At 68.3% G+C, this 23,952-nt stretch carries 21 protein-coding genes; 9 read left to right on the top strand and 12 right to left on the bottom strand.

Features of this window, described 5'->3' with window-relative positions; genetic code table 11:
- Positions 1-35: 35 nt before the first annotated feature.
- Positions 36-1,925, bottom strand: a complete 1,890-nt coding sequence (gene nadE / locus F0U60_RS48800; RefSeq protein ID WP_395811081.1) for an NAD(+) synthase — start codon at positions 1,923-1,925, stop codon at positions 36-38.
- 96 nt (positions 1,926-2,021) lie between these two features.
- Positions 2,022-2,681 carry an LON peptidase substrate-binding domain-containing protein gene (locus F0U60_RS48805; protein WP_395811083.1) on the bottom strand — a complete coding sequence of 220 codons (660 nt, stop codon included), beginning with the start codon at positions 2,679-2,681 and terminating at the stop codon, positions 2,022-2,024.
- Between the two features lie 128 nt (positions 2,682-2,809).
- On the opposite strand from F0U60_RS48805, the gene F0U60_RS48810 reads away from it, so the two are divergent.
- Positions 2,810-3,376 carry a YqaA family protein gene (locus F0U60_RS48810; RefSeq protein ID WP_395811085.1) on the top strand — a complete coding sequence of 189 codons (567 nt, stop codon included), beginning with the start codon at positions 2,810-2,812 and terminating at the stop codon, positions 3,374-3,376.
- A 19-nt stretch (positions 3,377-3,395) separates the two neighbouring features.
- On the opposite strand, the gene F0U60_RS48815 is transcribed toward F0U60_RS48810, so the two are convergent.
- A complete protein-coding gene (locus F0U60_RS48815; RefSeq protein WP_395811087.1) occupies positions 3,396-5,750 on the bottom strand; it encodes an MASE1 domain-containing protein in 2,355 nt (784 codons plus the stop codon).
- A gap of 260 nt (positions 5,751-6,010) precedes the next feature.
- Here F0U60_RS48815 and F0U60_RS48820 point away from each other — a divergent pair, with 260 nt between their 5' ends.
- The gene (locus tag F0U60_RS48820) at positions 6,011-6,241 is read left to right on the top strand and encodes a hypothetical protein (RefSeq protein WP_395811089.1); all 231 of its coding nucleotides are present in this window, start codon (positions 6,011-6,013) and stop codon (positions 6,239-6,241) included.
- On the opposite strand, the gene F0U60_RS48825 is transcribed toward F0U60_RS48820, so the two are convergent.
- The 4 genes from F0U60_RS48825 to F0U60_RS48840 form a co-directional block, all read right to left on the bottom strand.
- Positions 6,228-6,902 carry an HAD family hydrolase gene (locus F0U60_RS48825; RefSeq protein ID WP_395811091.1) on the bottom strand — a complete coding sequence of 225 codons (675 nt, stop codon included), beginning with the start codon at positions 6,900-6,902 and terminating at the stop codon, positions 6,228-6,230. The two genes, F0U60_RS48820 and F0U60_RS48825, sit on opposite strands and share 14 nt — an antisense overlap.
- A gap of 94 nt (positions 6,903-6,996) precedes the next feature.
- The gene (locus F0U60_RS48830) at positions 6,997-7,584 is read right to left on the bottom strand and encodes an ExbD/TolR family protein (protein ID WP_395811093.1); all 588 of its coding nucleotides are present in this window, start codon (positions 7,582-7,584) and stop codon (positions 6,997-6,999) included.
- Between the two features lie 15 nt (positions 7,585-7,599).
- On the bottom strand, positions 7,600-8,085 hold the full coding sequence (locus F0U60_RS48835) for a biopolymer transporter ExbD (RefSeq protein ID WP_395811095.1): 486 nt from the start codon (positions 8,083-8,085) through the stop codon (positions 7,600-7,602).
- A 103-nt stretch (positions 8,086-8,188) separates the two neighbouring features.
- The gene (locus F0U60_RS48840; protein ID WP_395811097.1) at positions 8,189-8,932 is read right to left on the bottom strand and encodes a MotA/TolQ/ExbB proton channel family protein; all 744 of its coding nucleotides are present in this window, start codon (positions 8,930-8,932) and stop codon (positions 8,189-8,191) included.
- A gap of 299 nt (positions 8,933-9,231) precedes the next feature.
- Here F0U60_RS48840 and F0U60_RS48845 point away from each other — a divergent pair, with 299 nt between their 5' ends.
- Positions 9,232-10,053: a hypothetical protein gene (locus tag F0U60_RS48845; protein WP_395811099.1), complete on the top strand. Its 822-nt coding sequence runs from the start codon at positions 9,232-9,234 to the stop codon at positions 10,051-10,053.
- 72 nt (positions 10,054-10,125) lie between these two features.
- On the opposite strand, the gene F0U60_RS48850 is transcribed toward F0U60_RS48845, so the two are convergent.
- Complete coding sequence (locus tag F0U60_RS48850) at positions 10,126-12,045, bottom strand: ATP-binding protein (protein WP_395811101.1); 1,920 nt, start codon at positions 12,043-12,045, stop codon at positions 10,126-10,128.
- Positions 12,035-14,011: a PAS domain S-box protein gene (locus F0U60_RS48855; RefSeq protein ID WP_395811102.1), complete on the bottom strand. Its 1,977-nt coding sequence runs from the start codon at positions 14,009-14,011 to the stop codon at positions 12,035-12,037. The genes F0U60_RS48850 and F0U60_RS48855 overlap by 11 nt, the downstream gene beginning before the upstream one ends.
- 302 nt (positions 14,012-14,313) lie before the next feature.
- Between F0U60_RS48855 and F0U60_RS48860 the strand changes: the two genes are divergently transcribed.
- Positions 14,314-15,117: a protein-tyrosine phosphatase family protein gene (locus tag F0U60_RS48860; protein WP_395811104.1), complete on the top strand. Its 804-nt coding sequence runs from the start codon at positions 14,314-14,316 to the stop codon at positions 15,115-15,117.
- Here the strand turns inward: F0U60_RS48860 and F0U60_RS48865 are convergent.
- A complete protein-coding gene (locus F0U60_RS48865; protein WP_395811106.1) occupies positions 15,044-15,967 on the bottom strand; it encodes an MBL fold metallo-hydrolase in 924 nt (307 codons plus the stop codon). The genes F0U60_RS48860 and F0U60_RS48865 overlap by 74 nt on opposite strands.
- Before the next feature lie 96 nt (positions 15,968-16,063).
- Between F0U60_RS48865 and F0U60_RS48870 the strand changes: the two genes are divergently transcribed.
- On the top strand, positions 16,064-16,738 hold the full coding sequence (locus F0U60_RS48870) for a dienelactone hydrolase family protein (RefSeq protein WP_395811108.1): 675 nt from the start codon (positions 16,064-16,066) through the stop codon (positions 16,736-16,738).
- Positions 16,739-16,798: 60 nt separating this feature from the next.
- Here F0U60_RS48870 and F0U60_RS48875 read toward each other — a convergent pair whose 3' ends face one another.
- Together F0U60_RS48875 and F0U60_RS48880 are read right to left on the bottom strand one after the other, a co-directional pair.
- Positions 16,799-18,316, bottom strand: a complete 1,518-nt coding sequence (locus F0U60_RS48875) for a hypothetical protein (RefSeq protein WP_395811110.1) — start codon at positions 18,314-18,316, stop codon at positions 16,799-16,801.
- A gap of 542 nt (positions 18,317-18,858) precedes the next feature.
- Positions 18,859-19,290, bottom strand: coding sequence for a hypothetical protein (locus F0U60_RS48880; RefSeq protein WP_395811112.1), 432 nt, complete (start codon positions 19,288-19,290; stop codon positions 18,859-18,861).
- 203 nt (positions 19,291-19,493) lie between these two features.
- Between F0U60_RS48880 and F0U60_RS48885 the strand changes: the two genes are divergently transcribed.
- The 4 genes from F0U60_RS48885 to F0U60_RS48900 all read left to right on the top strand — a co-directional run bounded on the left by F0U60_RS48885 (position 19,494) and on the right by F0U60_RS48900 (position 23,942).
- Positions 19,494-20,039 carry a hypothetical protein gene (locus F0U60_RS48885; protein ID WP_395811114.1) on the top strand — a complete coding sequence of 182 codons (546 nt, stop codon included), beginning with the start codon at positions 19,494-19,496 and terminating at the stop codon, positions 20,037-20,039.
- A 157-nt stretch (positions 20,040-20,196) separates the two neighbouring features.
- Complete coding sequence (locus F0U60_RS48890; protein ID WP_395811116.1) at positions 20,197-21,315, top strand: LuxR C-terminal-related transcriptional regulator; 1,119 nt, start codon at positions 20,197-20,199, stop codon at positions 21,313-21,315.
- An 81-nt stretch (positions 21,316-21,396) separates the two neighbouring features.
- Positions 21,397-22,575, top strand: coding sequence for a metallophosphoesterase (locus F0U60_RS48895; protein WP_395811118.1), 1,179 nt, complete (start codon positions 21,397-21,399; stop codon positions 22,573-22,575).
- Positions 22,572-23,942, top strand: a complete 1,371-nt coding sequence (locus F0U60_RS48900; protein WP_395811120.1) for a hypothetical protein — start codon at positions 22,572-22,574, stop codon at positions 23,940-23,942. Before F0U60_RS48895 ends, F0U60_RS48900 begins: the two co-directional genes overlap by 4 nt.
- The last annotated feature ends 10 nt before the right edge of the window (positions 23,943-23,952 follow it).

The raw sequence follows: 23,952 nt of genomic DNA on the forward strand, positions 1-23,952 counted from the left end.
AACCTCTCAGCAGGCCACTCCCCACGACGACAACTCTACCCACGCGTCCAGTCGCTGCTCGTCACGACGGGGAGCTGCAACGCGCGCTCACGGTCCAGGTCCAGGTTGCCGATGTGCAGTGACAGCGGGGCCTGCACCCACTTGTAGATGGACTGGAGGAAGAGGCGGGTGAACTTCTCCACGTAGCCGTTGAGCCGCTCGCGCTGCACCTCGGGGAACATGGCCTCCAGCGCGAGGAGCATCTCCGCGGGCACCATCTTCTCTCCGGCGAACAGGTAGAAGCAGGCATCCAGAATGGGGAAGGGCATCAGCTCCTCCTCGCCCACCTGGTTGTGCGCCAGCTCCGGCCCGGCCGGCTTGGCCAGCACCTTGCGGATACCCTCGTAGCCCGTCTGCTCCAGCAGGTAGTCCAGCAGGTACATGACGACCGTCTTGGGCACGTTGGCGATGACGGCCAGCGCGCCCATGAGGTCTCCACCCGTGGTGGTGTAACCCACGGCGCGCTCGCTCATGTTGCCCGTCTGCAGGAAGAGGCCGCCGCTGGAGTTGGACCAGTTCCACATGCGCTGGGCGCGCAGGCGGGCCTGGACGTTCTGCTCGGTGATGGGCGTCACCTCAGCCCCCGCGAGCATGGTGCGTGCGATGGCCAGCTCGCGCTCGAAGGCCTCCTCGATGGGGACCACCTGGAAGGGCACGCCCAGGTCTCGAGCAATGGTCTCCGCCGCGTCGCGGGTGGCATCGCTGGAGTAGCGGCTGGGCATGTAGAAGGCGCGCAGCAGGCTGCCGGGGTTGTCCGGCCGCGCCCGCTTCGCGTAACGGTGGGCAATGAGCAGGGTGAGCAGCGAGTCGCGTCCACCCGACAGCGCGATGCCGATGACCTTGAAGGCGCGGTTCTTCTCGAAGTAGTCGCCGATGCCCAGCGAGAGCGCGTCGAGGATGTCCTCGCACAGGGCCTCGCGGGGGGAGCGGCGCGTGTCGGGACCCGGGAGGAAGAAGCTGCGGTGCGCGGGCACCGGGTAGCGCAGCTTCTCGCGCCGGCTGGTGAAGGCGCTCGTGCACTCGATGGTGGGCACCAGCTTGCCGCCCTCGCGCAACCACGACTCACGATCGCTGCGCCAGGTGGTGTTCTCCGCGCGCAAGCGCAGGGTCCGGTCCAGGTCCACCACGGCCGCGGCGAAGCCCTCCTGGAAGCGCGGCTCCTCCAGCACGGGCTTGCCGTTCTGGTAGATGAAGCCACCCCCGTCGAAGATGATGCCGTCGTTGCTGCCCAGCGCGTTGGAGTAGGCGATGGTGCACTGGTGGTCCGACGCGCGCGTGGCGAGCACCTCGCGCCGGGTGTCCCCATGGCCCACGCGGAAGGGCGAGGCGGACAGGTTCACCACCAGCTCGGCACCCGAGTAGGTGCGCCGGCGCATGGGGACATCCGCGCTCCAGATGTCCTCGCAGACCTCGGGGGCGATGAGGCCAAAGTCGAAGCGGAAGAGGTAGTCGCCGAAGGGGATGCCTCGATACTGCTCGTGCATGCCGGGGGCGCCGCGCGAGAAGGTGCGCCCCTCGTAGAAGATGTTGTAGGTGGGCAGCTTCTCCTTGGGCACCAGGCCGAGAATCTTCCCTCCAGCCACGAGCGCGGCGCAGTTGTAGCGCAGGCCCTGGTGGTTCACTGCCACGCCCACGAGGAACAGGGTGGGCAGCGAGGCCGTCTCGCGAGCGAAGCGCTCGAGCTGGGGCCACTGGTGCTCGACGAAGCCCTGCCACTGCACCAGGTCCTCGGGCGGGTAGCCACCGATGAGTTGCTCTTGAAAGACGCCCACGGTGACGTCGTCGGCGGCCATCCGGCGCGCCACATCGAGCGCCTTGTCCACGTTCCGAGCGAAAGCGCCCACAGTGGTGTTGACGCTGGCGAGCCCAATCTTCACGAGCCGCATGAAAGGTGTTCCTCCGGGTATAGGGCGCTAGCAGACGCCCCGTGAGGGGCGGCGCGCAAGGAATTCAACAGGGCTTCGAGGCGAAAGCCACCGCGTTCAGTTCAAGGGCCCCACGGGCTTCACCGGACTGAGGCGGGCGATGAGCTCCCCCACGTCGTCCAGCACTGACTCGAGCCGCTTGCGCACATCCAGCTCGCACAGCAGCTCCTGGCGGCGCTCCGGCTCCGGGATGACAGCGGCAGCCACCACGTCAGCCAGGGCCCCTCCCTGGGTACGGGCGACCACCGGCAGGAGGTTCTCAGCGAAGGAGGCGGGCACGCGTCCTGCGAGCTCAAAGACGGCCTGACGCAACCGCTCCTCCTCTGGCCCCTGGTAAACGGGGTCCGGCAACAGCTGCACGCGCACCTCGCGGTACAGCTTCTCGGAGGGCAGCTCGGAGAGGAGGCGAGCACGTGCCACGCCCTGCAAGAGGATGTTGTAGCGCCCGTCTGGCAGCTCCTCATGCCAGATGATGAGCCCGGCACACATCATCGGCAGCATGGGTGGCCGCTCACCGTACTGGCCCTCCCACCCGGGCTCTAGCTGAGCGAGCGCCATCACCTTGTCCCCGGCCAGCGCGTCGCGCACCAGGGCCCGGTAACGCGGCTCGAAGATGTGGAGCGGCAGAGCCGCGTGCGGGAAGAGGACCGCGGAGGGCAGCGGGAAGACCTTCAGCGCCTGGGTTGTACGCTCGATACGTTCGAGGGCCGTCGTCATGGAGGAAGCACCGTAACCCGGTAATAGCGGCCGGGTGAACGCGGCGCATCCTCAGCCGCCAGGCAGACGTCAGTCCAGGGACGCAAGGCTGGTAAAGTCTCCCCATTCCGCTAGGGTGCGCGCCCGAAATGACCGACCCCATGCCCGTGGCTGCTCCTCCGGCCAAGCTCTCCTGGTACCGCCGGCTCTACCTGCGCGTGGAAGCGCTCTCCTCCACGAAGCACGCCGTGGCCGCGATGCTCCTGGTGTCCGTGGTCGATGGCTCGGTGTTCCCGATTCCTCCCTTCGCGCTGCTCGTGCCCATGGTGCTCGCACAGCCGCAGAAGTGGTTCCGCTACGCACTGCTGGGCACGGTGGCCAGCATCTTCGGCGGCTTCATCGGGTACTACCTGGGAGACCTGCTCCGCCAGGGCGCCGTCAGCTTCCTTCACATTGACCTGAACATGCGCATCCAGCGCTTCGGCATCGACGCGACGCTGGGCGAGCTGCTGGGGCAGAACTTCTGGGCGCTCGCGCTGCTGTGCTCGGTGCTGCCCACCCCGTTCAAGGTGGTGGCCATCGGCAGCGGCATGGTGGGCGTGCCGCTGGACCGCTTCTTCCTGGCGGCGGTGCTGGGGCGCTCGGTGCGCTTCTTCGCGGTGTCCGGCGTGATGCGCTTCTTCGGGCCCACCGCCCGCAAGTGGCTGCGCGTCTGAAGCGGACCTCCGGGGCGCCTCAGGCCGCGTTCTCGGCCAGCGCCTCGTCGATGGTGGCCAGCAGCTCGTCGGGCCGCACCGGCTTCTCCAATATCCGGTTGCGCACCGAGCGGACGAAGTCGCGCGTGGCCTGGGTGTAGGCTCCTCCGGAGATGAAGACGAGCCGCTCGGCCATCTCCGGCGCATGCGCGCGCAGGTGCGAGTAGACGTCCATCCCCGTCGTCCCTGGCATCTGCAAATCACACAGCACCAGGTCGAAGCGCTGGCCCTCGCCCACCCACGCCAGGGCCTCGGCGCCGCGCGTGGTGACGAACACGTCGTGCGACGGCTCGATAAGCATGCGCATGGACTGCGCCAGGCGAGGCTCGTCGTCGATGATGAGGATGCGCCGACGGGGAGGGTGCGTGGGCTCGGGGGCGGGCGCCACGGGCACGGGAGCAGGAACGGACGCTGCCTCGGCGGCGGGCAAGAGCACGGTGAAGACGGAGCCCTTGCCCTCCTCACTGCGCACCTGAAGCTCGCCACCGTGGGCCTGGACAATCTGCTGACAGATGGCGAGCCCCAACCCGGTGCCCTCTCCGGGCGACTTGGTGGTGAAGAAGGGGTCGAAGATCTGCGCCTGCACGGTGGGGGACATGCCACAGCCCGTGTCCGACACCTCCACCAGGGCGCGGCCCGCGGCGTCGCTGCCAGTGCGCACGCGCACCTCGTGTTTCTCCGGATTGCCCTCGGGGATGGCCTGCAGCGCGTTGACGAGCAGGTTGAGCATCACCTGCCCGAGCCGCGCCTCGCTGCCCATCACCCGAGGCGGCTGGCCAAACTCCTCCACCAGACGGGCACGCGGTCGCACCGCGTGGGCCGCCATTCGCAACGCGGGGACCACCACCTCGTTGACATCTAGCATGGCGCGCTCCTCCCCTGCTTGTCGGCTGAACACCTTCAAATCGCGCACGATGACGCGGATGCGCTCAGCGCCCTCGCGGGCACACTCCAACCGGGCTCGGGCCTCGGCGAGCCCCTCCGGCCCCCTCTTCAGGCCTTGCTCCGCGCCCTCGAGGTTCAGCACCAGGTAGGCGAGCGGGTTGTTGATTTCATGCCCCACGCCCGCGGCCAACGTGCCCACCGCGGCGATGCGCTCGGCGGACACCAGCTTCGCCTGGAGCAGCTTCTGCGTGGTGACGTCCCGGTGGGTGGCCACGAAGTGCGCGACCCGGCCCGTTGCGTCGCGTACCGGCGACAGCTGCATCTCGCTGTACACCCGCGAGCCGTCCTTGTGCGCCAGCACCACCTCGCCCCGGAAGAAGCCTCCCTCGCGCAGCGCCTTCTCCATTCCCTGCACGACCTCCGGCTCCATCCCGGTCCCACACAGCTGCCAGGGCGTGCGACCCACCAGCGCCTCGTGCCTCCAGCCCACCATCTCCTGGAAGGACTCGTTGGCGAACACCAAGCGAGCCTCCTCGCCCGGGCGCACCTCGCAGATGAGCACGCCCTCGCGCACGCCGCGCACGGCGGTAGCCAGCAGCTCCAGCTGTGCGTTGGCATGGCCCCGCTCGGTGCGCGCCGCCGCCAGCAGCAGGCCGGTGAAGGCGACGACGGCCATGAAGAGCTGCAGCTCCAGCAGGTCCACCGTTGGCCCGTGGGTCGTCGAGCTGAACGGGCCATGGCCCGCGAGGGTCCCCCAGATGGACACCGCCGCGATGAGGAGGGTGGAGAGCGCCGCCCCATGAGACCCGAAGCGCAGCGCCGCCCAGACGACCAGGGGAAAGAGGAGGAACACCTGCGCGTAGGACACCGGAGGCCCCTGGCGGCATCCACTGAACGACCACAGGCCCACCGCGAGGGTGAACCCCGCCAGCACCAGCGCCTCACGCCAGCGCGGCTCCGGGTGCCGCCGGGACAGCAGCAGCACCGCCGAGCCCACCACCAGCGCCCCCATGGCGTCGCCCAGCCACCACACCCAGGCCGTGAGGGCGAATCCACTCGCGGGGGGCCGGCCGGCCACCATGAGGCCCAACGTCCCCAGGAGGATGCTGGCCAGTGTGCACGTGACAGCCACGGTGGTGAACGCCAGTACGTCGTGGGTGCGTGCGAACAGGGGAGAGAAACCGAGGCGCCTCAGCAGCAGCACCCCCAGCACTGCCTCCAGCGTGTCACCCACACCAATGATCAGCGCGGCCGACAACGGTAGGTCTCCGAACCCCATGTAGGTGGCAACCGCCACCACCAGGAGGGCCGGCCATCGCGATATCCCGAGGAGATAGAGACCCGCCAGCGCTACCCCTGTAGCGGGCCAGACCGGGCTCGCCACGCTGATGGTCGCCTGCGTCAGCCCGAACCAGGCCGTGACGAAATACACGACCGCCAGCCCGAGCATCTCGGCGAAACCTCTAGGGCCGTACCCGGAAGAACGGTCGAGGCGCTGTGGATGCGACTGAATGGTGGTTCCCCCCAAGTACTCACTGACCAACCAGCGTCACGGAGGCAGCATGCTATCCCGCCCGGCCCGCCTGGAAAACGCCCTCTCTGCTCGCCTGTCCGCCCACCCGACAGATGGACGTCGCCCATTTCACCCTTGTTCCAAGGATGCAATGGCCTGGCGCCAGCCTCGTAGGGAGGAGCAAGGAGGTCGAACACATGTCCCGCCCTGGAATTGCCGCCGTGCTGTCGTTCTTCATCCCCGGATTGGGTCAGCTCTACAATGGAGACATCCTCCGGGGTCTCTTCTGGCTCATCATCACGCCGGGCTTCTGGCTGGGTACCGGCGGCCTGCTCGGCTGGGTGTGCCACTTCATCGCCGCGGCCACCGCGCACAGCCGCGCCGAGGACAAGGAGAAGACGAGGAGCTTCCCCGTCAGGGTCGCGTAACGGCGCGGGGAGCGCCCACGAGGGCCTGGAGCAGCTCGTCCGACGTCCGGGCGAGCACCCGAGCCCCATGCGTCTGAAGCTCCTCCTCGCCGCGAAAACCCCAGGTGACGCCCACGCCGTACATGCCGGCAGCGCGTGCGGTCTCCATGTCCACCCCTGTATCTCCGATGAAGGCACAGTCCCCAGGCCCCACACCCAGCTCGGCCGCGATGCTGAGCGCGGCTGTGGGGTCTGGCTTGCGAGGCACCCCCGAACGCTCGCCGTAGACGGCGCCGAAGCGCACGTCCGGCAGCAGGTCCGCCACCAGACGTCGGGTGGACGCGTCGGGCTTGTTGCTCAACACCGCCAGCTTCACTCCCTCGTCCGCCAACCGGGCAAGTAGCGCGGGGATACCGGGAAAGGGTCGGGTGTGGTCCTGCATGTGCTCGGCGTAGAAGGCCCGGTAGGCGGCGAGCACCGGCGCATGCAGCTCCGCCCGGTCCACAGGCACAGCGCGGGACACCAGCACCTGGACGCCCTCACCCACGAAGTGGCGGTAGGCGGCCAGCGGGTGGACGGGCAGGCCCTGGCTGGCGAGCGCGTGGTTCATCGCCGCGCCAATGTCGTGCAGCGAGTCCAACAGTGTCCCATCCAGGTCGAAGAGCGCGGCGCGCAGGTGCATGTGCATGTCCCCTGGAAACACCAACGCCCCGGCCCGGACAAGTCCGAGGCGCGGGGCGCGGGCTTTTCGGGCAGAGTGCCCGGAGCGAAGCTTGTTACGGGGTGGCGGCAGCCGTGGACTCGCCACCGGCGCCCGCCTCGCCCTTCTGCAGGGTGGCGAAGTTGATGTTGTTGTAGCCGGCGCTGGCGCAGCTGAACATCACCCGCTTGATGATGGAGAACTCCACGTCCTTGTGGGCCTGGATGTTCACGTCACCCTTGAAGGTGTTGGTGGTGTCCTGGGCCATGGCGTGGAGGTCCTCGAACTGCTTCTTCATGTCCCGCAGCTTCTCCTCCAGCGCGGGGATGTTGAGGTACTCCTCCTTCACCAGGTCCTGCACCCGACCGACGACGGTGCCGGAGATGGAGACTTCCTCTCCCGACACCATCACCACGGGGTGCATCTCCACCTCCTTGACGTTGCTCGCCTCGGGGAGCTGGATGTCCTTGGTCATCATCAGCACCTCGCCCGTCGCCGAGAAGTTGGCGATGAGGAAGAGCACGATGATCACGAACATGTCGACCAGCGGCGTGATGAGCACGTCGGCATTGCCGCCGTGCTTGCCGTGGTGCGCGCCGTGGCCGAACACCTTCGAGTGCTGCAGGCGCTTGCCGTACCGCTTACCGGGAGCCTTGATGGGCATGGTCGCGTCTCTTTCCTAACCCATGATGGCGGACACCGAGACCTGAGGCAGGCCGGCGCCGATGCACTGGTCGATGATGCGCACCAGGTCGTCGTACTTGACCTTGTCCTCGGTCTGCAGCGTGATGGCCGACTGGTCCGGGAACTGGGCCTTGAGCTCCTTGAACCGGGCCAGCAGCGGCGCCAGGTCGAGCTTGCCATTGGTGCCGCGCTTGGCCTCGATGGCCGGGAACTCGCTCTGGTCAGCGACCAGGCGCAGCTCCGTGGGCGTGACAAACAGCGTGAGCTGGACCGTCTTGGTCTGCTCCTCTTGCTTCTGCTCTTCCTCGGTGGCCGGGCCTCCGGCCTGCGCCACCTGGAGTCGGCCAATCTGAGTCCAGACCGCCGTCATGATGAGGAAGCTGATGGTCACTGCCATCAGATCGATGAAGGGGGTGAGGTTGATGGCAACGTCGAGCGACTTTTTGCCTTTACCTCCCCCCAGATCCATTCCGCCGGCCATGGAGCTCTCCTTCCGACCGCGCTGAGTACGACGTTCAATGAAGAAGGGCGCGCGTCACACCCACCGACAACGCGCCCGGATTCCGGGTTCCGAAAAGGACGAACTACTCCTCGTCGTGACGGCCGGCCGCCGCGGAGACCGTGGCGTTCTTGAACTTGTCGCGGTTGTTGACGATCAGGTTGAGGACGGCAACGCTCGTCTCGTTGATGTCGTTGACGATGGAGGTGGCGCGGCCCGAGAGGATGGAGAAGGCCACGACGGCGGGAATGGCCGTGAGCAGACCGAAGCCGGTGCAGTTCATGGCTTCGGAAATACCGTTGGCGAGAATGGTCGCCTTGTCGGCCGGGTTCACGTTGGCCACGGCCTCGAAGCAGGCGATCAGACCGGACACCGTACCGAGCAGACCGGCGAGCATCGCCGCGTTGCCGAGCATGGCGAGGTAACCGGTGCGGGCCTCGATCTTCGGGGTCTCGCGGAGGCTGGCCTCGTCGAGCGCGGCCTGGACCTCCTCCTCACCCTTCGGAACGTTCATCAGGCCGGCCTTGATGACCTGAGTCAGCGGCGTCTGCTTCTGGCCGGCCACGTAGTTGATGGCCTTGTCCAGATCACCGGCGTAGATGTGCTTCTTCAGGCCGCGCAGGAACGCGTCCTTGTTGATGGCCGCCTTGCCGAACAGAACGATACCGCGCTCGATCATGATGGCCAGCGCAAACACCAGGCAGACGGCGATAGGGTACATACCCCACTGACCCGCCTCCCAGCGCTTGGCGACTTCCTCGAAGAAGCCCCGCGAGGGGCCTCCGGCGTTGGCGAGGATGGTCAGATTCGTCAAAAACCCCGTGTACATTGCTTATGGCCTCCAGAGAGGGGCGTGCCCGACGTGGCGGGCCTTGCCTTCCAGGTAGTTCCCCATGCGGACTCCCACATGGCTTGCCGCCCGGGATTGGCATGAATGGACGCCGGACTTTAGGAACGGCATCTCATGGGTGTCAAGGCACGGCCAGTGCTCTTAGTTGCTGAAATCCCATGAGAATTTTGCGATCAGACACCGACAGGCTGGCAGGTGTGATGGCGGACGGACAGCACCTACCGTAACAGGTCGCCTGCTTGACGACTCGCGGGGGTGGGGCTAAGGGCCGCCGGATCATGGCGCGAAAGCGGATCGGCGAGCTGCTCCTGGAGAGGGGGGCGATCACCGCGGCCCAGTTGGAAGCGGCGCTCCACGCGCAACAGAGGACCCATCAGCGGCTGGGCGCCGCGTTGGTGTCGCTGGGTGCGATCACCGAGAAAACCCTGTCCCATGCGCTGAGTGAGGCCCTGGGGGTGCCGGTGATGGACCTGGCGGCCCGAACCCCGGATTGGAGCGCCATCCACCTGCTGCGCCCGCGCTTCTGCGAGCAGCACGAGCTGTTCCCCGTGGCCCTGGAGACCGTGGGCGGGCGCCGGCTGCTGGTGGTGGCCATGGCCGACCCGCTCGACTCCACCGCCATCCAGGAGATGGAGTTCACCACCGGCTTGAAGGTGAGCCCCCGCGTGGCGCCCCTGTCCATCGTGCGCGCCGCCATCCAGCGCTACTACCACCGGGCCGCCGCGGCCACCCCGTCCCCGGCTCCGGAGCCCGTCCCCGAGGTGAGTGAGGACGACGTCGAGGAAATCATCGTCGGCGAGGAGCTCCCCCCGGGTGAGCACACCCGCCGCGTCTCGCTCGAGGAGCTCATCCAGCAGCGCGAGCAGCAGCGGCGGCGCAAGAGGGATCAGGCCAAGCCCTCCGCCGCCAAGCGCGCCGGTGACATCAGCGCCGAGTTGGACTCGCTGTTCGGCGAGGTCCTGCCCGACGCCCCCGTGGCGGAGGACCCCGTGGAGGAGCTGGAACGCAAGTTCTGGGCCCTCATGCGCATCATGGCGCGCAAGGGGCTCCTCACGAAGGAAGAGTTCACCCGCGAGCTGGACGACGAGTCCGAGGGCTGACCCACGGGTGTGGGCCCAAGGGCGGTATACCCTCACCCCGTCCCTCTCCCAGGGGGAGAGGGGTTGTTGGGCTTAGTCTGCGAGCGGCAGACGCACGGTGAAGGTCGTGCCCTGGCCTAGCGCGCTCTCCACGCTCAGCTGGCCCCCGTGCTTCTCCACGATGCGCTGCACGATGGAGAGTCCCAGCCCCGTTCCTCGGCCCTCCGTCTTCGTCGTGAAGAAGGGCTCGAAGATGCGTGAGAGGTTCGCCGGGTCGATGCCGCTTCCCGTGTCCTTGACCCACACCACCGCCTCGCGCCCCTCCCGCCGCGTCCGCAGAAACACCTGCCCACCCGGCTGCATCGCATGGCACGCGTTGGTGATGAGGTTGACGAACACCTGCTCCAGGTTGGCCGGCACCGCGGACAGCGGCGGTAGCTCTCCGTAGTCGCGCTCCACCTTCACCTTGGCCTGCGTCACCACGTGCTCGCAGTAGCCCAGCGCCCTGTCCAGTAGCGCGTTGAGCAGCACCCGCTCCGGCTTGTCCTTCGCCGGCCGCGCGTACGACGTCAAATCCCTCGTGAAGCGGAGGATCCGCTGGCCGCTCTCCAGTATCTTCCGCAGCTTCTCCGCGTCCGCCGCCCCCGCGCTCCCCATCATCATGGCGCGCTGCAGCAGCGACTCCGCGCTCATCACCACGGCCGTCATCGGGTTGTTGATTTCGTGCGCCACGCTCGCCGCGAGCTGCCCCATGGAGGCCAGCTTCTCCGCGTGGATGACCCGCTGCTCCAGCTGCTCCACCACCGTGACGTCCTGCCCGATGGCCATGACGCCCTCCACCTCGCCCTGGGAGGTGAGCGCCGAGGAGGTGGCGAACGAGACGCGCGCCTCGCCCGTACGCGTGCGCAGCCGCAGCTCGAAGTTGGGCACCGGCTCGCCCCGGAGGGCCGCCGCCAGCACTGAGGCCAGCCGCAGGTGCTCGTCCTCGGGCACCAGCGTGAAGACGTCCTGGCCCAGCACCTCCTCCTTGGCGAAGCCCGTGAGGCGGCTGATGGCCTGGTTGAAGACGACCACCTTCTTGTCCCGGTTGGCCACCAGGATGAGTGCGTTGGCCTTCTCCAGCAGCTCCTCCAGGTACTTGCGCACGAACGTCAGCTCGTCGATGAGCTTGGCGTTCTTCACCGCCACCGCCACCTGGTTGGCCAGCTGCACCAGCACCCGCTCGTCCTGCTGCAGGTCCACCTCCTCCCGCAGCGTGGAGGGGTACTCGAGGTTGATGACGCCGTAGAGCTGCCCGCTGGCCACCAGCGGCGCGCTCACCCCGCCCGTGCTGCTCTCGAAGAGCAGCGGCACCTGCGCAGCCACCACCACCTTGCCCTCGGGGATGGCGTCCGTGGACAGGTGCAGCTTGCCCACCGCACTGCGCTTGAGCACCAGTGGCTCGCGAGAGCCCTCCTTCAGCCGGCCCTCGGCATAGAGGCTCGTCAGGACGCCGGTGCGCGCGTCGATGATGCGGATGCAGAAGCTCCGCCCGGGGAACAGCTCTTTCACCCCACGGGCCACCGCCGCCACCAGCTCCTCCTCGCTGCCGGCCTCGGCCACGCTGCGCCCCAGGTCCAACAGCACGCCCTCGGTGCGCGCCTGCTCCAGCAGCGCCTGCTCCACCACCACCAGCTGGCCGCGCATCAGCTCCGACTCGCGCCGCCCCACCACCGACACACACGCCCCCCGCCGCGCCAGCTCCATCACCACCACGCCCCCCTGCGGCAGCGGCACCTCCACCACACACGAGGCCCCATCGTCGGGCACCCGCGCCCCCGACAGCGACTCCATCATCTGCTCCACCGTCAGCCCGTGGTCGAAGCAGAAGCGCGCGAAGGCGGTGTTGCCCAGCTGCAGCCGCAGCCCCGTGTCGCAAAGCGCCGAGGGCAGCTCCACCGTTTCGAAGAAGGCTCGGAAGTCCTCGGCCGAGGGTCCCTCGGGCAAGGGCACGCGACGCGACTCAGTCGTCATGGGAGCTGGCTTTGTCGAGGTCCAGGATTTGCTGGGACCCCATGTAGGCTTTCGTCTCGTAACGGGTGATACGACCAATCTTCCGGACGATCTCCGCCATGCGCTCGGCCTCGCGGTAGATGATGTCCACGGGTTTGTAGGAAGAGTCCTCCTCCTTGAGCCTGCGCTTGAGCAGCTCCGCGTAGCCCATCACCGAGGTGAGGGGCTGGTTGAGCTCGTGCGCAGCGGTGCCGGCCAGCGCGACGATGACGGCGTTCTTCTCGCTCTCCTCCAGGCGGTTCTCCACGTCCGACAGCTTGCGCTCCAGCTCCATGCGGTCGCGCAAGTCCGTGAAGATGCCCACGCTGGCCACCTCGCGGCCTCCCTCGTAGATGATGGAGGCCGTCATGTTCACCGGCACCAGCTGCCCCAGGCGGTTGACGACGTCCTGACGGCACACCGACAGCCGGCCGCGCCCACCAAAGTCCGGGCTGCGCAGCTGGCGCATGATGCCGCGGGCCACCCCGGGCGGGTAGAGCTGGTTCACGTGCATGCCGCCCAGCGCCTGCTGCGCGGTGTAGCCGAAGAGGGCCTCGGCCCCCTTGTTGAAGAGGATGACGTGGCCCCGCATGTCCGCGGAGACGATGGCGTCCACCGATGAATCGATGAGCCGCTCCAGGAAGTCCTTGGTGTGGTGCAGCTCGTCGGCCAGCTGGCGCGCCTGCGTCACGTCCCGGAAGGAGAGGATGATGGCACGACGGCCATCCTCCAGCGGGCCCGCGGAAAAGCTCAGCGTGAGGCGCCGGCCCCCGGGTGCGCGAACCATCAGGTCCACGTCCGAGCGGGACTCGCCGCGCCGGGCCGCCGTCACCAGCTCCATCAGCACCGTCTCGTCCAGCGGGTGCGTCACCTCCACCAGGTGGCGGCCATACGCGGCCTCGGAGGGCGTCTCCAGGATGGACTCGCCCGCGGGGTTGAGGCTGAGCACACACGCCCGGTCATCGAGGATGGCCACGCCCTCGCGCACGTTGGCGAAGAAGAGGTGGTACGTCTCCAGCGAGGCGGCCTTGGCCTCGGCGGCGATGCGCGCCGACATCTCGCGCTCGGTCTGCCCGCGCACCGACTGCAGCAAGGAGGCGTTGCGCAGCGCTACCGCCGTGGCGTGCGCCACCGTGTTGAGGAAGTCGAGCTCGTGCTGGGCGAAGGTGCGTCGGTCCCCTCCCGAGGCGCGCAGCAGAAGCACCCCGCGCACCTCGCCTCGGATGTGCAGAGGCAACGCCGCGAGCGTGTGGATGCCCCGCGCGGCCACCTCGTTCTGCACGCCCTCCAGCAGCGGATGGTTGGAGGCGTCCTCCACGATGACGGACCTGCCCGTGCGCGCCGCCTCGCGCACCTCCGGGTAGCGCTCCAGGTCGATGCGCGTGTCCTCCAGGCCGGGAGCGTCGCTGGCGGCCACCACCCGGGCTCCCTCCCCGTTGCGGTCCAACATCACCAGCGCGGCCCGGCCAATGCCAAGCCGCTCGGCGAGCCTGCGGGTGACATCGTGCAGGAGCGCCTCCACGTCGAGGCTCTCGGCGTAGTCCGCGGTGAGCTCCACCAGCAGCGACAGGTCCTGCTGCCGCCTCATCAACTCCTGACGTTCGCGATGCCGCTCGGCGACGCGACGCAGCCTCCAGGCGAGCTCGTAAGACGCGCTCCCCGCGGTCATCACCTCCGCGGGCTTCAAGGACTCCAGGGCGGCGAAGGCCGCCTCTGTCGGCTCCACCAGCGCCACCAGGGAGAGCTGGGCTCCCGCGGGCGTGGCGAGCAGCGCTGAGAGCGCGGAGGACCCCTCCGGCGCGGTGAGGTCCACCAATCCAATGGTGGCCTGCTCCGGCGTCTCCACCACGCGCACTCCCGCCTGGGCCGAGGCACGAGCGAGCGGCTCGCGCGCGGCCGAGGCCGCGGGTACCAGGAGGACGCCAAGGAGAGACTCGTGGAGAGACACGCCCAGGACTCTACCCCGGCTTCCGCCCCAGGGGCAGTCGAACACCCGCGCGCTCCTGTCCAGTGGAGAACCGCTGGCGCCCGCCCCGGGAGACTTTTCCACCGAGCGTGCGTCCCAACGCCGGTGGCTCTCGGGAAATGGGAACCCGCAAGACGAACGCCCCGGCCATACAGGCCGAGGCGTCCGGGAAGAACAGCTTCAGAGGTAGGCGTACCGCTCAGCCATGCGCATAGGGGCCACGGCGGCCAGAGACCCAAACCCACTCCTGCGTCGACTCGTAGTAGCCCTCCACCCAGCGCTGCATGCGCCCCACCGGCCTGGCCCGTGCGACACTGCGTCTGATGGGAATGGGACTCTTCTTGATGGCCTGCGGCGGCGCCTGCTTGACGCTGGCGTTCCTCCTGGGCTCCAGCGGGGCCTGGGCACTCGCGTGGCTCGGCATCAGCCTGCTCGTGGTGTGCGGGGCGTACCTGGGCCGCGGGACGTGGCTGCTCGGCAAGCGAACGGATGGCTCGCAAGCCTGGCTCCCGGTGCTGCTGCTCCTCCCCTACTTCTTGCTCACCTGGACGCTGTGGCACACGCGGCGCGCCCTCTCGCGGGAGCACTGCTTCGACGAGGTCGCCCCCGGACTCCTCCTGGGACGCAGGCCCTTCGTGCACGAGCTGCCGCGAGATGTGGCCCTGGTCGTGGACCTGACCTCGGAGTTCGCCGAGCCCCGCGAGGTCCGCACCCGGGTCCGCTATCTCTGCCACCCCGTGCTCGACACATGCGCGCCGGATGAGGACGGGCTCGTGTCCGTCGTCCGCGCCGTCCTCGCGGAGCCCGGCCCGGTGTACGTGCACTGCGCCCAGGGGCATGGGAGGTCCAGCACCATCGCCGCGGCCGTCCTGCTCGCCCTGGGCCACAGCGAGGACGTGCACGGCGCCGAACGACACCTGCGGCGCGCACGTCCCGGGGTGAAGCTCCACCGCGAGCAGCGGAACGTGCTCACGCGCACGGCCCCCCGGCTCCGAGAGCTTGGGGCGGAACACCCTACTTCTTCGTCGCGCCCGGCTTCTGCCCGCTCAGGCTCTGGTACGCAATCGTCAGCCACTGGTCCGGCTTGATGAAGCCGTCGCCCCAGCTCTTGTACTTCTCGGGCATGCCCTCGGCCTTCACCTGCTCGAGCGTCTTGCCCGCGGCGAGCTTCCCCTTCACCAGCGCCACCGTGTCGCGCAGCATCCCCGCGACGTTCTCGAGCCCCTCGCGCCCTGAGATCGCACCGTGGCCCGGGATGATCTTCACCCCCGCGGGCAGCGTCTGCAGCACCTGCTCCACGTTGCGCAGGTAGCCCTCCAGCGAGCCTCCGCTCTCCAGGTCGATGAAGGGGTACTTCTCCCCGGTGAACAGGTCCCCCATGTGCAGCACGTTGGAGCCCGTGAAGTACACGATGCTGTCGCCATCCGTGTGGCCCGCGGGCAGGTGCGTCACCTGGATCTCCTCTCCGTTGAAGAAGATGGAGAGCCCCTGGTCATAGGTGATGACCGGCAGCGCCTCCTTCGGAGCGGGCGGAATCTTCATCCCCAACGCCGCGCTCTCCAGCCCGTTGAGCAACCGCGTGCGCACGTGCTTGTGCGCGACGATGGTGCCCTCACGACCGAAGACCGCGTTGCTCCCCGTGTGGTCGAAGTGCCAGTGCGTGTTCAGCACGTACTCGGGCTTCTTGTTCTTGCCCTTGGTCAGCTTGCCGAGCGCCTCGCGAATCTTCGGCACCAGCGGCTCGAACTGGTCGTCCACGATGAGGATTCCATCCGGGCCCGAGGACACGCCGATGTTGCCGCCCGCGCCCTCGAGCATGTGCACGTTGCCCGCCACCGCGCTGGACTTCACCTGGACCTTCGCGAGCGAGGCGGGATCGAACTGCGCGAGCGCCGCGCCGGGTAGGAGCAGCAGTGCGGAGAGGAAGAGCTTCTTCATGTCGAGAACTCCATCGGAACGGAGAGGAAACACACCATAGCGCCCGGTCGGCTCCAGGCTGCGCGCTTTCCAGATCCACACAGGGAGATTGTGTACATGGCGGAACAGGCGAAGCTGACCACGGCGAACGGAGCGGAGCTCCCGGGCTACCTGAAGGCAGCCGAGGGCGGAACCCACCGCGGCGCGGTGGTCATCATCCACGAGTGGTGGGGCCTCACGAACCAGATGCGCAGCGTGGCGGACCGGCTGGCTCGCGAGGGCTTCACCACGTTCGCGCCGGACCTCTACCGGGGCAAGCTGGCGAAGGATGCCGCCGAGGCCGAAAAGCTGATGAGCGCCTTGAACCCCAAGCAGGCCGTGGAGGACATCTCACGCGCGGTGGAGGCGCTGCGAAAGCGAGCTCCGGGCACGAAGGTGGCGGTGCTGGGCTTCTGCATGGGCGGGGCCCTCACCCTGGCCGCTGCGGCGAAGGACGAACACGTCGCCGCCGCCGTGCCCTTCTATGGGATTCCTCAACCGGAGGCGGCGGACGTGGCGAACATCCGCTGCCCGGTGCTGGGGCACTTCGCGAACATCGATGACTGGTGCTCGCCGGACCGGGTGGACGCGCTGGAGAAGAAGCTGAAGGGCGCGAACGTAGCGGCGGAGATTCACCGTTACGACGCGGGCCATGCCTTCTTCAACGAGAACCGGCCCGAGGTGTACTCGCCTCCGAACGCCGAGCTGGCCTGGAAACGCTCGGTGGAGTTCCTGCGCACGAAGCTCGGCTGAGCCGGGCAGTGGGGCCGGACGGAGAGGCGGAGCTCCTCGCCCGGCCCACGGAGTGCCCGGTTACGGGCAGGCGCCGCCCGTCTTGATGGGTGCTGGGCTGATGATGCTCCCCGTGTCGACGGAGCAGCTCGTCACACCTCGCAGGAGGATGCGGCCAGCAGCACCACCGCCACCGCCTCCAGCGCCATGCTCCCCCGAACCATTGCCACCATTGGAAGGACCGGAGCTCCCCGCCGCGCCCTGTCCACCATCGCCTCCGTAATCCCCGCCACCGGCACCGCCGTTGGCCCGCGTAACGGAGGACGTACTCCCATCGACCCCGTTATTTCCGTTGTAATGCACAACTCCCGCGATACTCCCGCCTTCCCCTCCCCCACCCCCGTTCGCGGTGAGCCTGGCGGCGACATCAGCAACGAGTTGGTCGGCTTCCAGCACCAACATTCCCCCGCTACCGCCACCTCCACCACTCGCCGTCTTGTTGTTGGCAGAGTTGCCACCCTTTCCTCCCGCGCCACTGACGGTCACCACGCTCTTCAGGGTGAGCCTGCCCGCCACCGAAATCTGCAGCGCCCCACCGCCCGCGCCTCCCGCGCCAGGTTTCGTTGGGTTGGCACCGAGGCCATTGCCACCCCGGCAGCCCCCCATCAACGGGGAGAATCCGCTTCCCGCGGCGGCTCCTCCCAAGCCCCCAGCGAGGCCTCCGTCAGTGGTGCCACCGTTGCCTCCCATCGTCGCAAGGCCGCCACCCCCACCACCGCTCGCATCATCGGCAACGAGGCCCTCCCCTCCCGTCCGTCCACTGCACCGCACCTCGCTCCCTGCTCCCACCTGCGTCTCCGCGAAGACCGAGTTGGCGCGAATCTCACTGTTCAACGTGGCGTCGCCATACACCGCGAAGACGACCGGGCGCGACCCCACCATCCGCAGAGGCGCATTCACGGTCAGGTTGCGGACCGGAATCACCACGACATCGGCGGAGGTCGTCACGGGCGTAGGTGTAGCGAAGCTGCATTGGGATGAAGTCCACGTCAGCGCCGTGGAATCGAAGGTGGTAGCGCACGCGATCTCCAGGTCCTCGATGGTGTTGTTCGTCGCGATGTCAGCCGGGGTGAAGTTGCCCGTGACAGCGTACTTGAACCACCGGCACGTCCCGTCCTGCAGGCACGTCCCCGTGTTTCCATTCTCATGACAGACCTTGCCCAGCATCGAGGCGTCCACCTCGAATCGGCACGAGCCATCGTTGGCACAAGAACCGTTCTTTTTGCACTCGTTCGGCGGCGGGCAGTACTCCGTGCTGATGCAAGCTCCCGCGCCATCGCATTTGTCCGGCGAGGTGCAGGAGAGTCCGTCATCACAAGACGCGGTGTTGGGTAGGGCCTCTTCCCGACACGTACCAGTGGCACAGGTGGCCGAGTAGCACTGCCCCTGCGGGTTGCAGGCCGTGTTGCAGCAGATGCCCTCCACGCAGTGGCCCGAGCCGCACTTCTCATCGCCAAAGCCCGAGCAGTTCGAGCCATTGCAATCCCACTTCCTATCGCAGTTGAAGTCGATACCGAGGCTGTCCTTTCCGTCGCACACGGCCTCGGCGCCGCGGTATATTTTGGGATTGCCGTCGTCGCAGTCCGTGCCCTGAATGGCGCTGTCGCTCTGGGTGTCGGCGGGATGGCCATCACCATCGTCATCCTTGGCCAGCAGCGCGATCGCCGCCGGCTCACTCCCCTTGGCGGACAGTGTCACCGCTGAGGGCAGGCGGCGCTTCTCGATGGCGGAGCCAGTGCAGTCCGGCGTGGCGTAGGAGGCCACCTCCACCTGGAGCTGCTCGCTCCAGTTCTTCTGGCGGTACACGGCGATGATCAGCTTCCGATCCTCGTCCGAGGCCAGCTTGGACTGCTCGATGAGGTTGTCACTCCTGCGATCTGGGGCCGCCGCGTCCTCGGCGGTCACCCGGAGGCAGGCCGGTGTATAGCCCTGATACGTAATGGTGAGAGCCACCGCTCTGTCCGTCGCCTTGTTCGAACAGGCGGAGAGGAGCAGAACACACCCGACGATCCACGCACGAAACATGGCCGGAGAGGATACCTCAGCCCCGTGCGTGCGTCGCCTTCATGCCCCCCTTCTCCTCACCCTTGGGGCGGCTGGGGCTCGGGCTCACTCGACGGCTGGGGCTCGGGCTCCCTCGACGGCTGGGGCTGGGGCTCCAGCCTCACCAGTTCGAGAGCGTAACCACGCACCCCAGGAGGCAGAATCACCTCCACGAGGGGGTTCTCCGCGAGCAGCTCCGGCGTCACCGGCAACCGGACGAAGCCGTTCACGTCGCTCGTCACGTTGACGCGCTCCCGGCCCGTCCCGACGAGCACCCGCGCCCCTGAGATGGGTCGATTCAGCCCCGGCTCCATCACGCGCACCAGCACGTCCTCCATTCCCCGCGCCTCCTGGGGCTTGAGCCGGGACGCCTCCGGCGGCAGCACCTGCCGGTAGTACGGACGCAACGTGCAGGCCGACAGGCCCAGGGAGAGCACGGCAACACACAGAAGAGGACGCAAAGGACGCATGGCTCACTCCTTCCAGGCAGGCAGGGGCTCGAGGCAGGCGCAGCATACCGGCCATCCCCCAGCCGCCAAGCACCGCCACGCCAGCTCGGATGCCCGGCCTCCAATGAGGCCCCCCCACCTGTCTCCCGTCACGGGATGTCACATCTTCAACAGCATCAGACCCACGGCGGAGCCTTCCGCCTCCACCCATCGGGAGAGCACGCATGTCCGAGACCTTCGACCCCAAGAACCCCAGGCCGAGGACCCGCCGGGAAATCCTCGAGAGCGGCCAGTGCGACCGTGACCTCATGGGACGACCCGAAATCCTCACCACCGCCACCGAGCCCCTGCCCGACATCGAGGAGACCAGCTACCGCGAGGTGCTCGTGCGCGATGTGCCCACCAATGGTCTGGAGATCAGGCACCGCGGTGTCGTCATCGGGGCCTTCACCATGGTGTTGATCAGCGCCATCACCTTCTTCATCCCGGGCTTCAACGCCCTGCTGGGTGGACTCTTCGGCGGCTTCTTCGCCAAGCGCTGGGGCCGCGCGTTCGCGGCGGCGGCCATCTCCTCGGTGGCGGTGCCCGCGCTCTTCGCCTTCCTCTACGGCTGGGATACGCCAGACATGCTCTACCTCTTCTACGGCCTCGGCTTCTGGGGTTGGAGCGTGCTCAACGCCGTCGGCATGTTCATCGGCGCGGCGGCGGGCGTGTACTCGTGCCCCCTGGCGGAGCGGCGTCGCCTCCGACGCGAGCTCCCCGTCCGCTAATGCTTCACTGTTATGCGTGACTGGACGACTCGTCGTCGTCCAAGCCATACGGAGATGAGGGGAAACACATAGCACCCCTCTTCTCACGCACTGATGTTTTGCCTCACGCATCGATCCTTGGCATTCCTTTGGAACCAACGCCTATATTCAGAACAGCGTGGAACCATTGAATTCGCAGGATCAACGGCTTCTGGGGGACCTGCGCGCCCTGATCGACACGGTGGAACCTGGAGTGGACGTCCTGCCCGCACTGGTGGACTCGCTCCGGGATGTGCTGCGTGCGGAGCGAGGACTCGCCTATGGCGTGGACATCGGTCCCGAGCGCTATCAAGTGAGCTTCCTTCATATGTCTGGCTTCCCCATGACGCTGGAGGAAGGCCACGCGTGTCTGGAAGGACTCGTCGGCACACGGCGTGACCCGTGGGGGTATTTCAATCCCGCCTGCCCCCAGCCCTCTCAACGCAACCGGGTGCTTCAATTCCAGGTCCCCGTGACGGAGACCCACGTCGAGCCCCTCTCGCAAGATGAGCGGCTCGCGCCTTGGAAGAAGCTCGGCATTGCCACGGAGGAGCAGGCGCGGATGCACACCCAGGTCCGCACCGCCATGGGCGACTTCCTCCGAGCGGTCGGGCTGGACCAGATGGTCTTCCTGCGCGTGCTCGTCTGCGATGGCCCGGCCCTGCTGGGGTGGGTGGGGGCGATGCGCTCGGAGCCCTTCGAGGCGCGGGAGGTGAGCCTGATGCGGGAGCTCATCCCGTCGCTCCAACGCAGGATGAAGGTGGAGTCGCGCCTGCGTGAGGCGGGAATGCTCAGCGCGGCGCTCGAGGGAGCGCTGGAGGCCATCGGCCAGCCCGCGTTCGTGGTGTCGTCCACCGGTCGCGTGGCGCATGCCAACCACGCGGGACGGGCGTGGCTCGGGCAGAACGCGGAGCTCGTAGCCGAGGCCCTGAAAAGGTACCTGCGCGGCGAGCCCGGAGAGCAGCTGTCCTTCACGCCGTTGCGCCTCGCGGGCGTCCCCCCGCACTACCTGGCCGTCGTTCAGGGCGAGCCCGCGAACTCCTTCGCCCGCATGCACTCGGTGAGCGCGCACTGGGGGCTCACGGCACGCGAGACGGAGGTGCTCGGACGGCTGGTGCGCGGTGAGTCCAACAAGGCCATCGCCCTGCACCTGGGATGCGCGGAGCGCACCGTGGAGGTCCACGTCACCCGCATCCTCGCCAAGGCCCAGGTGGAGAGCCGCTCGGCGCTCATCGCCCGGTGCTTTCTGGCTTCCTGAGCCCGGCGAGCAACCGGACAGCGGACAACCCCCGACGGAGGAGATGCGGCGCCGTCGGGCGCGCGGGACTAGGATGCGCGCGTGAGCACACCCCGCATCGAGGCCGCCCTCGCCCGCGCCACCGAGGCCGCCCACCGTGGCCCCTTCTCGGCACCGCCCAACGGCCATCCCCGTACCCGGCACCTCGCCATTGGCGACCCGCAAGCGGACATCACCCGCTTCCTCGCCGTGCTCGATCGGCATGGGCTGCTCGGTCCTGACGGCTGGCTGCGGCCAGAGGTGCAGCTCGTGTCGGTGGGGGACCACTTCGACTGGGGCAAGGCCCACGAGCGCGAGGAGATGGCCACGAGCGCAGTGAGGCTCGTCGCCTGGATGGCCGCACACCCGGCCGACCAGGCGGTGCTGCTGCTGGGCAACCACGACCTGGGGCGGGTGGGCGAGCTGGCCAGCTTCACCGACGCACGCTTCGCCGCCGCCCAGGCGCAGGCGGACCTCATCTACCGGGGAGACAACACCGACGAGGCCCGCGAGCGCGAGTTCCTCTCCCATTATCCAGAGGTCCCCAACGTCGAGCTGGTCGCCCGCGATTTCGGCAACTTCCGCGAAGTCCAGCGAGACTGGGTGGCCTCCCTGCTGCGCGCCGGGCGCTTCCAGGTGGCCCACGCCGCAGCGGAGCACCTGCTCGTGCTGCACGCGGGCGTCACTCGCGAGGACCTGCACACGGTGGGGCTACCCGAGTCCCTCCAGGCCCACGCGCCCACGGTGGCGGACACGCTCAACCGGGTGCTCGACAAAGCGGTGGCGGACTGGAAGCAGGGCCCCTTCTCCATCCCCGGACTGCACCACCCCGGCAGCGCCGCGTACGGCGAGGGCCGGGGTATCTTCTACCAGCGCGCCAGCCTCCTCCCCGAGGACGCCCGTTGGTGCGCCGCCACGCCCCGGCGCCGCTTCGACCCGTATCGGCTTCCGCCTGGCCTCATCCAGGTGGTGGGCCACACGCGCGACAAGCGCAGCCGCGAGCTGCTCAGGCTCCCCGTCGAGGAGACCCGGGACGGCGTGCTGCGCCACCTCGTCACCGACGGCACCACCCTCCATTACCGCCACGGTCCCCCACCCCCAACCGGACCTGACGAGGCGGTGCTCATCTTCACCGACGGCGGCATGCGCGAGTCGCCGTTGGAGCGCTTCGAGCTCTTCGACCTCGACGCCCGACAACCGGCACGGCCGCTGGAAAACGCCCCTCGGGGAGAGCAGACATGATGATGCGGAGCTTCGTGGGGCTGGCGCTCGTGGGGGCCCTGGGCCTTGGCGGTTGTGCGGGGCACTCGCGCGCGGGGCAGGGCAACGCTTCGGCACGGGAGGCGGAGGCACGTCTGGCGGAGCACGCGGACGAGCAGGAGCAGCCCTCTGCCGAGGAAGAGCAGGCGGAGCGGGATGCCTTCGCCCAGCGAGCCATCCGGGCCCTGCGCGCCGCGGGTGAGACGCGCCCCATCCACTACGACGCCGAGGGCTTCCTGCTGCGGCTCGGCGACAAGGACGGGAGCACGGTGTTCCTGTCCAACTTCTTCGACGAGTACCTCGCCGCCTCTCCGCAGAAGCGAGACGAGGTCTTCACTCGGCTCTCCCGCGTGCGAGAGCTTCCGGAGATGCCGAAGACCTTCGCCGAGGCCCGGCCCAACCTGCTGCCGGTGGTGCGCGGGCGCACCTTCTTCGAGCAGCTCCGGCTGGTGGTGAAGGGCGGCGCCGGACAGCCGGTGCCCATCTCCTGGAGTCCTCTGGGCACCTTCCTCGGCATAGGCCTGGCCTTCGATGGGCCGGAGACGCTGCGCTACCTCGGACCCGAGGAGCTGGCTCGCTGGGGCGTCTCCTTCGACCAGGCGCTCGACGTGGCCCTGGAGAACCTGCGCCAGCGCAGCACCGAGCCCCTCCAGCAGCTCGCCCCGGGCACCTGCCAGTCCCCCTGGGACGACAACTACGCGGCCTCGCGCCTGCTGCTCGACGAGGTGGTGCGCCGCTGCAAGGTGAGCGGGGCGCCCGTGGTGCTCGCGCCTCATCGAGATCTGCTCCTCATCACCGGCTCCGAGGACGAGGACGGGCTGCGCCTGGTCGCCAACCGGGCCATGAAGGCGGTCATGGCCCCGCGCGCGATGGACGGCCGCGCCCTGCGCCTCACGCCCAAGGGCTGGGTCCCCTTCATGCCCGAGCGGCTCAGCAATGCCTGGGCGGACTTCCGTCAGCTGGAGCTCTTCACCCGGGCGCGCGACTACGCCGAGCAGACACGGCAGTTGGAGCAGCACTACGAGGAGCGGGGCGAGGACGTCTTCGTGGCCGCCTACACGCCGTACCAGGACGAGCGCGAGCGCAGCATCAGCTACGCCATCTGGTTGAAGGGCGTGGACTCCCTCCTCCCCAGGACCGATGTCATCTTCTTCATGGACCCGACGCTCGGCGAGGAGGCGCCCCCCGTGGGCATCGCGCGGTGGGAGGAGGTGGAGAAGGTGGCCGGACAGCTCCTCACACCGGTGGAGGGGCTCTACCCGGAGCGCTACCGGGTGAAGGGCTTCCCCTCCGAGGAGCAGCTCGCCCAGTGGCAGAACGACCCGGGCGACCTGCTCGACGAGGAGTAACCCTGAGCGC

Source organism: Archangium minus (assembly GCF_044360475.1).
In the GTDB taxonomy this organism is placed as follows: Bacteria; Myxococcota; Myxococcia; order Myxococcales; family Myxococcaceae; genus Archangium; species Archangium minus.

What these genes read in the sequence shown, in the direction of transcription:
- F0U60_RS48900 (WP_395811120.1), top strand. Translation starts at nt 22,572, where the DNA reads ATGATGATGCGGAGCTTCGTGGGGCTGGCGCTCGTGGGGGCCCTGGGC.
- F0U60_RS48845 (WP_395811099.1), top strand. Translation starts at nt 9,232, where the DNA reads ATGGCGCGAAAGCGGATCGGCGAGCTGCTCCTGGAGAGGGGGGCGATC.
- F0U60_RS48835 (WP_395811095.1), bottom strand. Translation starts at nt 8,085, where the DNA reads ATGGCCGGCGGAATGGATCTGGGGGGAGGTAAAGGCAAAAAGTCGCTC.
- F0U60_RS48870 (WP_395811108.1), top strand. Translation starts at nt 16,064, where the DNA reads ATGGCGGAACAGGCGAAGCTGACCACGGCGAACGGAGCGGAGCTCCCG.
- F0U60_RS48860 (WP_395811104.1), top strand. Translation starts at nt 14,314, where the DNA reads ATGCGCCCCACCGGCCTGGCCCGTGCGACACTGCGTCTGATGGGAATG.
- nadE (WP_395811081.1), bottom strand. Translation starts at nt 1,925, where the DNA reads ATGCGGCTCGTGAAGATTGGGCTCGCCAGCGTCAACACCACTGTGGGC.
- F0U60_RS48865 (WP_395811106.1), bottom strand. Translation starts at nt 15,967, where the DNA reads ATGAAGAAGCTCTTCCTCTCCGCACTGCTGCTCCTACCCGGCGCGGCG.
- F0U60_RS48825 (WP_395811091.1), bottom strand. Translation starts at nt 6,902, where the DNA reads ATGCACCTGCGCGCCGCGCTCTTCGACCTGGATGGGACACTGTTGGAC.
- F0U60_RS48830 (WP_395811093.1), bottom strand. Translation starts at nt 7,584, where the DNA reads ATGCCCATCAAGGCTCCCGGTAAGCGGTACGGCAAGCGCCTGCAGCAC.
- F0U60_RS48885 (WP_395811114.1), top strand. Translation starts at nt 19,494, where the DNA reads ATGTCCGAGACCTTCGACCCCAAGAACCCCAGGCCGAGGACCCGCCGG.
- F0U60_RS48850 (WP_395811101.1), bottom strand. Translation starts at nt 12,045, where the DNA reads ATGACGACTGAGTCGCGTCGCGTGCCCTTGCCCGAGGGACCCTCGGCC.
- F0U60_RS48880 (WP_395811112.1), bottom strand. Translation starts at nt 19,290, where the DNA reads ATGCGTCCTTTGCGTCCTCTTCTGTGTGTTGCCGTGCTCTCCCTGGGC.
- F0U60_RS48820 (WP_395811089.1), top strand. Translation starts at nt 6,011, where the DNA reads ATGTCCCGCCCTGGAATTGCCGCCGTGCTGTCGTTCTTCATCCCCGGA.
- F0U60_RS48840 (WP_395811097.1), bottom strand. Translation starts at nt 8,932, where the DNA reads ATGTACACGGGGTTTTTGACGAATCTGACCATCCTCGCCAACGCCGGA.
- F0U60_RS48810 (WP_395811085.1), top strand. Translation starts at nt 2,810, where the DNA reads ATGACCGACCCCATGCCCGTGGCTGCTCCTCCGGCCAAGCTCTCCTGG.
- F0U60_RS48815 (WP_395811087.1), bottom strand. Translation starts at nt 5,750, where the DNA reads ATGCTCGGGCTGGCGGTCGTGTATTTCGTCACGGCCTGGTTCGGGCTG.
- F0U60_RS48805 (WP_395811083.1), bottom strand. Translation starts at nt 2,681, where the DNA reads ATGACGACGGCCCTCGAACGTATCGAGCGTACAACCCAGGCGCTGAAG.